The organism is Calothrix sp. FACHB-168 (genome assembly GCF_963889195.1).
In the GTDB taxonomy this organism is placed as follows: domain Bacteria; phylum Cyanobacteriota; class Cyanobacteriia; order Cyanobacteriales; family Nostocaceae; genus Aulosira; species Aulosira anomala_A.
In genome coordinates this window covers 234,308-246,700 of sequence record NZ_CAWPNJ010000052.1, presented here as the reverse complement: position 1 = coordinate 246,700, position 12,393 = coordinate 234,308, and the positions used below count along the sequence as shown (strand labels likewise).

The 12,393-nt window shown below is 42.5% G+C and carries 11 protein-coding genes; 7 read left to right on the top strand and 4 right to left on the bottom strand.

What is annotated here, in order from left to right:
- Positions 1 to 39 precede the first annotated feature (39 nt).
- The 5 genes from urtC to AACW45_RS28425 all read left to right on the top strand — a co-directional run bounded on the left by urtC (position 40) and on the right by AACW45_RS28425 (position 3,410).
- Positions 40 to 1,158, top strand: coding sequence for an urea ABC transporter permease subunit UrtC (urtC, locus tag AACW45_RS28445; RefSeq protein ID WP_190629533.1), 1,119 nt, complete (start codon positions 40 to 42; stop codon positions 1,156 to 1,158).
- Entirely contained in the window at positions 1,133 to 1,879 is a 747-nt protein-coding gene (gene urtD, locus AACW45_RS28440) for an urea ABC transporter ATP-binding protein UrtD (protein WP_190629531.1), read from the top strand. Before urtC ends, urtD begins: the two co-directional genes overlap by 26 nt.
- A 100-nt stretch (positions 1,880 to 1,979) precedes the next feature.
- Positions 1,980 to 2,678, top strand: coding sequence for an urea ABC transporter ATP-binding subunit UrtE (gene urtE, locus AACW45_RS28435; protein WP_190551309.1), 699 nt, complete (start codon positions 1,980 to 1,982; stop codon positions 2,676 to 2,678).
- A gap of 2 nt (positions 2,679 to 2,680) precedes the next feature.
- Positions 2,681 to 2,932 carry a UPF0175 family protein gene (locus AACW45_RS28430; protein WP_096645873.1) on the top strand — a complete coding sequence of 84 codons (252 nt, stop codon included), beginning with the start codon at positions 2,681 to 2,683 and terminating at the stop codon, positions 2,930 to 2,932.
- Positions 2,925 to 3,410 carry a DUF3368 domain-containing protein gene (locus AACW45_RS28425; RefSeq protein ID WP_190629529.1) on the top strand — a complete coding sequence of 162 codons (486 nt, stop codon included), beginning with the start codon at positions 2,925 to 2,927 and terminating at the stop codon, positions 3,408 to 3,410. Before AACW45_RS28430 ends, AACW45_RS28425 begins: the two co-directional genes overlap by 8 nt.
- A 75-nt stretch (positions 3,411 to 3,485) precedes the next feature.
- Here the strand turns inward: AACW45_RS28425 and AACW45_RS28420 are convergent, their stop codons facing one another.
- The 3 genes from AACW45_RS28420 to AACW45_RS28410 all read right to left on the bottom strand — a co-directional run bounded on the left by AACW45_RS28420 (position 3,486) and on the right by AACW45_RS28410 (position 6,218).
- Positions 3,486 to 4,121 carry a hypothetical protein gene (locus AACW45_RS28420; RefSeq protein ID WP_190629527.1) on the bottom strand — a complete coding sequence of 212 codons (636 nt, stop codon included), beginning with the start codon at positions 4,119 to 4,121 and terminating at the stop codon, positions 3,486 to 3,488.
- Positions 4,121 to 4,372: a hypothetical protein gene (locus tag AACW45_RS28415; RefSeq protein WP_190551291.1), complete on the bottom strand. Its 252-nt coding sequence runs from the start codon at positions 4,370 to 4,372 to the stop codon at positions 4,121 to 4,123. The genes AACW45_RS28420 and AACW45_RS28415 overlap by 1 nt, the downstream gene beginning before the upstream one ends.
- Before the next feature lie 118 nt (positions 4,373 to 4,490).
- Positions 4,491 to 6,218, bottom strand: a complete 1,728-nt coding sequence (locus AACW45_RS28410) for a S8 family peptidase (protein ID WP_190629525.1) — start codon at positions 6,216 to 6,218, stop codon at positions 4,491 to 4,493.
- A 370-nt stretch (positions 6,219 to 6,588) separates the two neighbouring features.
- Here AACW45_RS28410 and AACW45_RS28405 point away from each other — a divergent pair, with 370 nt between their 5' ends.
- The gene (locus AACW45_RS28405) at positions 6,589 to 8,052 is read left to right on the top strand and encodes a glycoside hydrolase family 13 protein (protein ID WP_190629523.1); all 1,464 of its coding nucleotides are present in this window, start codon (positions 6,589 to 6,591) and stop codon (positions 8,050 to 8,052) included.
- A 229-nt stretch (positions 8,053 to 8,281) separates the two neighbouring features.
- On the opposite strand, the gene AACW45_RS28400 is transcribed toward AACW45_RS28405, so the two are convergent.
- Positions 8,282 to 9,466, bottom strand: coding sequence for an NAD(P)H-quinone oxidoreductase subunit H (locus AACW45_RS28400; RefSeq protein WP_096645869.1), 1,185 nt, complete (start codon positions 9,464 to 9,466; stop codon positions 8,282 to 8,284).
- Between the two features lie 1,330 nt (positions 9,467 to 10,796).
- Here AACW45_RS28400 and pntA point away from each other — a divergent pair.
- Positions 10,797 to 12,386, top strand: coding sequence for a Re/Si-specific NAD(P)(+) transhydrogenase subunit alpha (gene pntA, locus AACW45_RS28395; protein WP_190629521.1), 1,590 nt, complete (start codon positions 10,797 to 10,799; stop codon positions 12,384 to 12,386).
- The last annotated feature ends 7 nt before the right edge of the window (positions 12,387 to 12,393 follow it).

The following is a 12,393-nucleotide window of genomic DNA, read 5'->3' as shown; positions in this document are numbered from 1 at the left end:
GTATTTCACAATCTTGCTTCAAAATCAGAGGGCGCAAAGATGAAGAAGGGAGGACGGTTAATCTTAATTGAAGTTGGGGTGGTGGTAGCGATCGCACTCATTCTCATCTTAATTATGCCAGCAGTGTTGTCAGAGTTTCGCTTAAATTTGCTGGGGCGATTTTTATCCCTGGCGATTGTGGCTTTAGGTATTGACTTGATTTGGGGCTATACTGGGTTACTCAGTTTAGGTCATGGTATATTCTTTGGTTTGGGTGGATATGCGATCGCCATGTACCTGAAACTGCAAATTCCATCGGGTGACTTACCTGATTTCATGGAATTATACGGTGTCACGGATCTTCCCTGGTTTTGGAAACCTTTTTATTCTTTCCCTTTCGCAGTCACAGCTGTAGTCATCATTCCCGGTTTACTGGCTGGGTTACTGGGGTATTTAGTATTTCGCAATCGCATCAAGGGTGTTTATTTTTCTATTCTTACCCAAGCGGCAATTATTGTCTTCTTTAACTTTTTTAACGGACAGCAACAATTTTTTAATGGTACAAACGGGCTGATAGATTTTACAACTTTATTTGGTGCAACTGTCAGCGATGCCAAAACCAAATATATTTTCTACATCCTTACAGTATTATTTCTCGCTGCGACATACGGCGTTTGTCGCTGGTTAACTAGCGGACGTTTTGGGAGACTGTTAATCGCCATTCGCGACGATGAAAGTCGGGTGAGATTTTCCGGTTATAACCCTACAGATTTTAAAACATTAGTCTTTGCCGTGTCCGGTGCGATCGCTGGGATTGCAGGAGCATTTTACACCCTACAAAGTGGTTCTGTATCCCCCAGAGCAATGGATATTGCTTTTTCGATTGAAATGGTGATTTGGGTAGCAGTTGGGGGACGCGCAACATTAATTGGCGCAGTTTTAGGAACTTTATTAGTTAATTATGCCCGTGCTTTTTTAAGCGAACAATTCGCGGAAATTTGGCTATTTTTCCAAGGCGCACTCTTTTTAATCGTCGTCACAGTTTTACCTGACGGACTAGTTGGCTGGTTCCGCAGTCAAAACTTTGCTATTTTCAAACGCCCTCAAGAAATTTCTACCTATCCCAGCTTAGAAGAAGATCCGGAAGTACAAAATGAACGCCAAAATCTTGGAAACTGAAAACGTTACTGTTAGTTTTGACGGTTTTAAAGCTCTCAACCAATTAAATTTTAATATGGATATGGGCGAATTACGAGTAGTAATTGGCCCTAATGGTGCGGGTAAAACTACATTTTTGGATGTAATTACTGGGAAAGTTCAACCAACTATCGGCAGAGTTTTATTTAAAGGTAAAAATCTCCGTTCTCTACCAGAATATGAAATTGCACGGCGAGGTATTGGGCGGAAATTCCAAACACCGAGAGTTTATCTTAATCTTACGCCCAGGGAAAATTTAGAAATTACCAGTAACCGCAAGAAAAATGTATTTTCTACATTATTGGGGCGTTCTCCAGTTACTGAGCAAAATAGCGTCAAAGGTTTATTAGAAACCATTGGCTTAACTGCTAAAGCTGACATTCCCGCCGCTTTATTATCCCACGGCGAAAAGCAACGGTTAGAAATTGGGATGTTAGTGGGACAGTCACCAGATTTATTACTGGTTGATGAACCGGTTGCAGGTTTAACCGATGAAGAAACCTATAACATTGGCGAATTACTTTTAACATTAGCGCAGAGTCATTCAATTTTAGTAATTGAACATGACATGGAATTTGTCCGCCAAATTGCGAAAAAAGTCACAGTATTACATGAGGGTTCCGTACTCTGCGAAGGTAACTTTGAAGAAGTGCAAAATGACCCACGAGTGGTAGAAGTTTATTTAGGACAACAACAAGAGTAGTGAAATGTTGATGGTTAACTGTTGACTGTTGACTGTTGACTGTTGACTGTTGACAAATGCCCAATGCCCAATGCCCAATGCCCAATGCCCAATGACTAATATGCTAAATATTTCTAACCTGAACGTTTACTATGGTGAAAGCCATATTCTCCGCAATGTAGATTTGCATGTTCCTAATGGACAAATGGTATGTCTCATTGGGCGTAATGGTGTCGGGAAAACAACATTACTTAAAAGTATTATGGGTTTGCTGAAACCCCGCAGTGGCACAATTAATTTAGCTGGAAATTTAATTAACTCGAAAACTCCCGACCAAAGGGCGAAGTTAGGAATAGGTTATGTACCCCAAGGACGAGATATTATTCCTCGGTTGACGGTGAAAGAAAATCTGATTTTGGGATTAGAAGCGAGACAAAAACAACTGAAAAAACCGGAGATTCCCGAAGAGATTTTTAGCTTATTTCCAGTTTTAAAAACCATGTTGGCGCGGATGGGTGGCGATTTAAGTGGGGGACAACAGCAACAATTAGCGATCGCGCGTGCTTTAATGGGACAGCCTCAATTATTAGTGTTAGACGAACCCACCGAAGGTATTCAACCCTCCATCATCTTGGAAATTGAAGCTGCTGTTCGTCGGATTATTGAAAATACCGGGATTTCTGTATTATTGGTAGAGCAGCACTTACACTTTGTGCGTCAAGCCGATTATTATTACGCCATGCAAAAAGGTGCTATTGTCGCTTCAGGTTCAACTGATGAATTGAGTCAAGATGTAATTCAAAGATTTTTAGCGGTGTAATTATGACCAGAGTAAACCTAGACTTACCCGAAGAAGTATTTTCAGCGCGTCGTCTTCCTCCGGATGATTTCGTGCGTGATATGCGGCTGGCTGCTGCTATTTACTGGTATCAAAAGGGTGAAGTTTCCCAGGAAAAAGCTGCTCAAATTGCAGGTTTAAATCGCCGTGACTTTCTTGCAGCCCTTGCCCGCGAACAAGTAGATGTGTTTATTGTAGACTTTGATGACTTGCAACAAGAATTAAACCGTGGCTGAACGTCCCGCAATTAATACCTCCCCATTGATTTTTTTGACTAAGGGTGGCTTTCTCTACCTATTACAGATAGTTAGTCCAGAAATAATTGTCCCGCAAGCTGTCGCTACAGAAATTCAAGCATATGGACAGACAGACGTAACTGCAATGGCGCTGGCTGCTACTTCCTGGCTGATAGAGGTTGTTACACCTACTGTCCCAGCAATTATTCAAAGTTGGGATTTAGGTCCTGGTGAATCTGCTGTATTAACGTGGGGTTATGTAAATAATAGCACTGAGGTAATTTTGGATGACTTAGCCGCCCGCCGTTGTGCAGCAGCTTTGGGAATTCCAGTACGGGGAACTTTAGGTATAGTTATTACTGCTAAACAACGAGGTGTAATTCCAGCAGCCCGTCCGGTTTTAGAACAACTGCGCTTGTGCGGAATGTATTTGTCGGACAAAGTAATGAATCGAGCATTAGCATTAGTAGGAGAATAATCACAAATATTTATCTTCCCTGTCCTTTTTGTCCTCCTTGTTCCTTTTGTTCGCATCTCAAATAGGATTGCTAGACTACCAACCTAAATAACCAAATTTCAATAATAACCAGAGAAAATTTATCAATAAAAAACAGATTACTCCCAATCCGGCGATCGCGCCCAATATAAATGCTACTGTGGTTTTAATTCGCTGATTTTTATGGCGATAAAATCTTGGCGCATAAAAAAAGACCGATTCCGCCACATTAAAACCACTGAATATTGAGAAGAACCAAAATAAACCTAGCAAGAAAGATCCATTGACTTCGTGATCATCAAAGATTCGCAAAGTCGGCAATGGTTTAATTGAATGCTTGATGTATCCTATTTGTATTGGCGTTAATTCTAAGCCTTCAATAAAAATACCGTCGAGTGCTGATGCTTGGAACCATATACAGGTAGGTGTTTGTTTGCCAAATCTGGCTCGACAATCCAGGGAAGGAGGTAGAATTTCTTCGACTATCAATGTTTGATGGTCGATGGGAATCTTGCAGTATAGGGTTTGTGTTAACTGACAATGTAGCAAATGTCTAGGAACTGCTATTGATTGTTCATCTGTGGTGGCAATAGATAATTCAAAATATGGACTTGGGGAGCGATCGCCTATAATTAACATTGTCAGCAGAAACGCGATCGCTAAATTGAAAATCAAGCGTTGTCTGCGATGCATTACAAATTGTGAAAGTAATTGACAATGCTTTCTTCAACTTTGATCGCAGGTAAAAATAACTGGTACTCCCATCCTTCCCCAGGGGTAAGATCTTTTTTAGCAATGTAGTCTTGTCTTGCTCCAGCTTTACCTTCCGCACTTGGGTAATTTTCTACAGCGTGAAAGACGGACATTCTTGCATAAGCGTAGCCCAGTGAATACAAGCACAACACACCGAGTAAAGTAGGAAGTAATTTGCTTACCTTTTGCATAATCATCGATAGAAGTCGGGGAAACGTTTCTTTCTTTATAACTACAACTCCAGACGATGATTTTACTGATTAGATCCCCGATTTCTGCAAAAATTCGGGGATCTAGAGTGAATTTTAACTACAAATTACCAACATTAATCAAACCAAAACCCCATTTACTATCAAAAGTTCCTGGAGGTTTACCAGGAATTGAGCTATTTTTGCGCAGTAAATCTTTGACTGTTGCTGGGTCAAGATTGGGGTCGCGTTGTAATAATAATGCTACAACACCTGTAACAAATGGTGTCGCCATACTTGTACCAGCCATGACGACAAATTTAGAATTAATCATCATCGAGCGATCGCTCTCGGCATTAGACGACAATGCAGAAGCTATCATCGCCCCTGGTGCGGCTATATCTGGTTTTTGTCCATCATTCCGCAATGGCCCTTCACTGCTGAACTCCGAGATAGTATCTAACTCTAAGCCCATATCGCGGACTTGACCATCAATATCTGTATACTCAACTTTTGTCGTGTAAGCTGCAACTGTAATCGCACTGCTAGCTGCCCCAGGTGAGCCAATTTTTACACTATCTTTAACGCTTTTACCTGTAAAAAATACTGAAGAATGATCGTCCAACGTCCACACATCCAAGCGGGTATCACTGTTACTAGTATTGCGCACCCTTAACTGCCAAACCCCACCCATCACAGGGGAACGGCCGTTACCGCGAATTTGCACAAAGAAATTGTGGTCGCCATTACCTTTATCTGGTGATGGTGTGACAATTTCTACCTGTGAATCTGGTAATTGATACTTCTGGGTAGGATTGTCATCAGTAATAATTTTTTGGTAGGGAGTGACGAAACCATTCGGACTGCGCACTGAGATTTCTAACTCGCTATCAGCATCATACCAACCGTTTAACCAGACAATACCGACTTGATTTAAGGGCACATTAAAGCGCATACCCCGTGATTTTTGTGCAGGTATGTTTGCTTGACCATGTATATTATCGTTTCCTTCGTTACCTGCGGCACAGCAAACAATTTTACCCGGCCCGGTTTCCGCATCAATAATCCGCGATAGGGAGTCACTACCATCATGAGCATCAGCATGTCCGCCCAAACTCATATTTAATACTATTGGTCGTCCTAATTCTGTGGCTACGCGGAAAACGTAACGCACTGCATCAGCAATATGAGCATCCTGTAAATCAGACTTAACAATAATTAATTCTGCTTCTGGTGCTACCCCTGGATAAGTTTCATCTGCACCCGCAGCAATACCCGCCACATGGGTACCATGACCGTTAGTATCTTGGGATACAGTCATTTGTTCGCCGCTAAATTCTGCACCATAGTCGCCTTCTTTAACTCCCGGCCCTGGGAGCGTCTGATCCCAAATACGCAAAATCCGGCCAGCAAAAGCGGGGTGTTTGGGGTCAATACCGCTATCAATAACGCCAATCAAGACTCCCTTGCCAGTCAATCCCGTTTTGCTTTTAAAATCAGGTAATTTCACCTTACCAGGAGCCACATCCATCCGCAGATGGAGTTTGCGCGATGGTTTGATGCGTTGAATCACATCTTCTTCTGATAGCGCATCTAAAGCTTGTATGGGTAAAAAAGCCGTGCGGACACTACCAGAACTTTGATTGATGCGAATCCCATACTGTTCTAAATGACTCAAATCTGCATCAGGTTCGCAGTAGAGAAACACAATACTCTTAGTCGGCTTAACAGCACTTTTGGGAGCAATTATACCAAGCGATCGCCTGTGAGTAGTTAAAGCCTGCTCTCCTTCATTTTGATAATCTTCATACGCCAACAGCAAACCGGGAGATAGTTTATCGTGTCTCATAAGTCTTACCATCTTCTATGTAATTTTCCTTAATTAGATAACTGATTTGAGTAGTCTTAGATGTTTTAGCATAAATACGAAAAATGTCATTATTAGCAGATCGAGGGATTTGCAGCTAAACTTTTGTATTGATCCAATGCCTAATTCCCAAATTACAGATAAATCTCTAGAGAGAAAAATAAAGAATTATTAATTGGTCAATAGTCAATGGTCAATGGTCAATGGTCAATGGTCAATAATAAATTCTATGGACTGTTGACGGTTGACTATGGACTTTTGACCAAAAGAATCAATGATCTACCACAGGTGGGAACCATAAAGAAGCTATGATTTGCAACGATCGCTCCTGTAGGTATAAATAGAGTAATCAATGCAAATTCAAACACCAGACTGGGTAAAACACGCTGTATTCTACCAAATATTTCCCGATCGCTTTGCCAGAAGCAAGCAACCCCGCAAACGATTATTACATGAAGCTCGTTGGGAAGATTGGGAAGCAATGCCTTCACTACAAGGTTACAAAGGCGGTGATTTATGGGGTGTAATGGAGGGTTTGGACTATATCCAAAATTTAGGAATTAACGCTATCTACTTCACACCCATCTTTCAATCGGCTAGTAATCACCGCTATCATACCCACGATTATTATCAGGTCGATCCACTGTTGGGGGGTAACGAAGCCTTTAAAGAATTGCTAGACGCAGCCCACGAACGCAATATTAAAGTTGTCTTGGATGGTGTATTTAATCACTCCAGTCGCGGCTTTTTCTTTTTCCATGATGTATTGGAAAATGGCCCTCATTCCCCTTGGGTGAATTGGTTTAAAGTTGAAGGCTGGCCGCTTTCTGCTTATAATGGCGATTTTCCGGCTAATTATGTAGGTTGGGCGGGAAATCGGGCTTTACCTGTATTTAACCACGATAACCCCGAAGTTAAAGAATATATCATGGAAATTGCCGAATATTGGATGAAATTCGGCATTGATGGTTGGCGGTTAGATGTTCCATTTGAAATTAAAACCCCTGGCTTTTGGCAAGAATTTCGTCAGCGCGTCAAGGCGATTAATCCCGAAGCTTATATTGTGGGCGAAGTTTGGGGAGATTCTCGCGAATGGCTAGATGGTACGCAATTTGACGGCGTGATGAATTATCTGTTTGCCGGGCCGACCATTGCTTTTGCCGCAGGCGATCGCGTAGTCTTAGAACAAGTGCAAAGCCGCGACTATAAACCCTATCCCCCCTTATTCGCTGCGGAATACGCCGCCAAAATTCAAGAAGTACTAGAACTTTACCCTTGGGAAATTCAGCTAACCCAATTAAACTTACTCGCCAGTCATGACACCGCCAGATTAATGACTATTTCTGGAGGCGATAAAGCCAGTGTTGAATTAGCAACATTACTCTTACTCACCTTCCCAGGTGCCCCTAGCGTCTACTATGGTGATGAAGTCGGCTTACCTGGCGCGATAGATCCCGATTCTCGCCGTGGTTTTCCCTTAGAAGCAACCTGGGATAAAGAAATCCTTGATACTCATCGTCAATTAATTGCCATCCGTAATAGTTACCCAGCATTGCGCATAGGAGATTATCAAGTGCTTTATGCCCAAGGTACACTATACGTGTTTGCTAGAACCTTAGGAACTGAGGAATTAATTATTGCTGTAAATGCAGGTACAGCACCAACAAAAGCAGAGATTCCCATTAGCAACTTACAGACTCAACCCAACAAACTTTTATATGGCAATGCCGAAGTAGAATGGCAAGATGCAGGAGAAAATCAGCAACTTTCCATATCTCTTGATGCCCGTGTTGGTTGCATCTTAGGTGTAGGTTAATCCCATAAATTTCTCTTGCTCTTTTCTTTCTTCCTTCGTGTACTTCGCGTCTTTGCGGTTCGTTCTCTGATCCTTAAACATCAATGCGATAGACAACTAGAAAATAACCCAACAATCGCGTAAGGGCGGGGAAACCCCGCCCCTACGATTGAAAATAAAAATAAGGGCACAAATATAATTTATAATTGTGCCCTTATATTGATTCTGTATTCAACTAAAAAACACTGATTTATCTGTCCACAGAACCCATAATTACATCGATACTACCGAGAATTACCACAATGTCTGCTACTTTCATGCCACGTAATAAATGGGGCAGAATTTGCAGATTATTGAAATCGGCGGCGCGAATCTTCCAGCGTGCGGGGAAGACATTATCATCACCCACTAAATAAATACCTAATTCACCTTTACCGCTTTCGACACGAGCGTAAATTTCACCTTTAGGAATCTTAAAAGAAGGAGAAACTTTTTTACCAATATATTGATAATCAAAAGCATCCCATTCTGATTTTTTCCCAGCAGCTAAACGCTTCGCTTCTAAGTTCTCATAAGGGCCGCCAGGAAGTCCTTTAATTGCTTGGCGAATAATCTTCACAGATTCGCGCATTTCCCGCATCCGCACCAAATAACGCGCAAAGCAATCACCGGCAGTTTCCCACTGTACATCCCAGTCAAAGTCATCGTAGCATTCATAGTGGTCAACTTTGCGCAAGTCCCACTTCACCCCAGAAGCCCGTAACATAGGGCCAGAAAGTCCCCAGTTAATTGCTTCCTCGCGGGTGATTGTGCCAATACCTTCAACCCGACGGCGGAAAATGGGGTTATTGGTAACTAACTTTTCGTACTCGTCTATTTTAGGTAGCAAGTAATCGCAGAATTCTGAGCATTTATCTACCCAACCGTAAGGTAAATCAACTGCTACACCACCAACACGGAAGTAATTGTTATTTACCATCCGGTAACCAGTAGCCGCTTCCCATAAATCGTAAATCATCTCCCGTTCGCGGAACTGGTAGAAGAAGGGAGTTTGTGCGCCTACGTCAGCCAGGAATGGCCCGAACCACAACAGGTGGTTGGCGATGCGGTTCAATTCCAGCATAATAACGCGGATGTAGCTGGCGCGTTTGGGTACGGCAACACCTGCCAATTTTTCTGGGGCGTTGACAGTAACGGCTTCATTGAACATCCCTGCTGCGTAGTCCCACCGACTCACGTAGGGGACATACATAATCGTCGTGCGGTTTTCCGCAATTTTTTCCATTCCCCGGTGCAGGTAGCCAATTACTGGTTCACAATCAATGACATCCTCGCCATCCAGGGTAACAATTAACCGCAGAACCCCGTGCATTGAGGGATGGTGCGGGCCCATATTGAGCACCATAGGTTCAGTGCGGGTTTCTATTCTGGCCATAGATTATGTGTTCTCCCGTTCATGAAAATTTAGACTTGGATCGCGTAGATGCCAACCAGACCCCATTTATCGTGTCTGCCACAATCAGACTCTTCAGGGTAATGGGTTAGGTTGGAGAGAAGATGGCAGCCGAGGGATTTTGGTTGATGTTTAATTTTGTTGCACTTCTTCAATTATTATATGGAATACGCAATGCCTAACACCGATTGTCCCGAATTTGCCCGCCTACTGTTGATGGGGCACTCAGCTAGCAATTTATCTAAGTTTGTGCTTGATCGAGTTTTCCCCGTCCTTAAGGATACAGCTGGCGAGTAGTAACGTAGGGTGTGTTGTCGCGCAGCGCAACGCACCTTGAATTTGAGACGGTGCCTTAGCCTACGGCATAACACACCCTACGAAAAATTTATATTTTATTTATATAAATTAAATTTATTTTGCAACCTTTTGGAATTGCTATGCATAGTTTCTGACAGTCATCCATTCCAATTCAAGTGGGAGCATCCCAATTTTGACGCAATACCCTAGAAGGGTATTGCTATACCAACAAAGCCTGCCTTCGCAGGCTATCAAACTTTTTAGCCTGCGAAGGCAGGCTTCGTATTTCTAGCCCCACCCCTTATAGGGTGAGGGCGTTTTTGCACATTTGGGATGCTCCCAATTCAAGTTGCTATTAATCGCTGTTGTATAGCAAACATTATTGATAATTTTGATTAATTTCAATTATTAAAATATAAAAATTATTATTTTTTTGTTGATATTACTATAGTAAATATTATTTACCCTAGTCGCTAGATATTTGGTCTACTAAAACCAACAATGGTTGTGAAGAATTAATACAATTATCGATATCCTATACTATAAGAAATAGTATCTTTAGAATAAGTAATTCAATCAATATCAAAGATACAACCTGAGTAGGGGAGACAAAAACAAAAACACTTTTGTAAACAAAAGTTGTTTTCATATTTAGTGCTGAAAGGCGGTTTGCCGAAAACATTCCATCTTAAATTGTCGTAAGTGGCGTGCGCATGGCGTGCCGCAATTAATTTCAGCGTAATTTTGAGGTTGGTGCAAGATCTAAACCTCGCGTTAAAAGCGATCGCTCCTAGCAACTAGATAAAATTATTCCCAACTTTTAGCGATCGCATAATTCAATTCCACATTAAATTGCATACAGCCGAATTAGGGCATGGGGCATTGGGCATTGGGCATTGGGCATTGGGCATTTTTCATAGACGCGATGAATCGCGTCTCTACAATGTCTCCCTTGTCTCCCTTGTCTCCCTTCTCAACAACTGGGAACACTGCATAAATCAATAGGAGAACGCCAATGAAGATTGGTATTCCAAAAGAAGTTTATCCTGGCGAACAGCGTGTAGCCGCTACGCCAGATACAGCCAAACGCTTGCAAAAGCTGGGTTTTGATGTATTAGTAGAAAGAAATGCTGGCTGCGGCGCAAACTTTAATGATGATGCTTACACCGCAGCACAATGTCAGATTGTCCCAGATGCAGCAACTTTATGGACAGAAGCAGATATTGTCCTCAAGGTGCGCCCACCGCAATTGCACCCAGATGCATGTAAACATGAAGTCGATTTACTCCATCAGGGAAGCACGTTAATTAGTTTTATTTGGCCTGCCCAAAATGGCGATTTATTGCAAAAATTAGTATCGCGTCAAGTTACAGTCTTGGCGATGGATGCCATTCCCCGCATCAGTAGGGCGCAAAAGCTAGATGCTTTAAGTTCAATGGCAAATTTGGCAGGGTATCGAGCAGTAATTGAAGCAGCTAACCACTTTGGGCGCTTCTTTAACGGGCAAATTACCGCCGCCGGCAAAGTACCACCAGCCAAGATAATGATTATTGGTGTAGGCGTTGCGGGATTAGCCGCCATTGGTACAGCTAAAGGATTAGGCGCAATTGTGCGCGCTTTTGATACTCGCTTAGTAGTCAAAGAACAGGTAGAAAGTCTTGGAGCAGAATTTCTCGAACTCAACTTTGCTGAAGATGGAACTGGTGAAGGCGGTTACGCCAAGGTGATGAGCGACGAATTCATCAAGGCGGAGATGGCGCTGTTTGCCGAGCAAGCGAAAGAAGTTGATATTATCATCACTACAGCCTTGATTCCTGGGAAAAAAGCACCAGTGCTAATTACGCAGGAAATGGTTGAAAGTATGAAAGAAGGTTCGGTAATTGTTGATTTAGCAGCCGAGCAAGGTGGGAATTGTGCCTGTACTCATCCCGGTGAAGTTTACCGTCACAAGGGAGTAACCATAGTTGGTTTAACAGATTTGCCTAGCCGCATGGCACAACAAGCCAGTCAACTTTACGGTACAAATCTTTACCATCTCCTGGAAGACATGGGAGGAGCAAAGAATTTTCAAGTCAATCTCGAAGATGAAGTCATTAGAGGCGCTTTAGTCGTTCATAGTGGCGAAATCACTTATCCACCGCCAAAAGTAGAGAAAAAAGTAGAGGTAACAGCAACCAAAAGTAGCAAAAGTGAAGATAAAGTCAAAGAGCCGATTCCAGTCTTAGCAACTGCGCCAGCTTCTCCAGTTCCCAGTAAAGCCAAAAGCGAGAGTAATGTAATTTGGCTGTTGTTGGTTGGTGTCGCCTTACTGGGTATCGGTATAAGTGCGCCGCCAGAATTTTTATCTCATTTCATAGTCTTTGTTCTGGCTTGCTTTATTGGCTGGCAAGTGATTTGGAATGTCAAACCAGCATTGCATACACCACTAATGAGCGTGACTAACGCCATTAGCGGCATCATTATTCTCGGCGGGATGCTGCAAATATCGGGAACATCCAACTTATCTACAACAATTCTGGGAGCGATCGCAATTCTTGTCGGCACAATTAACATTTCCGGCGGTTTCCTAGTCACCCAAAGAATGCTCAAAATGTTCCAAAGGTAGAAGATTT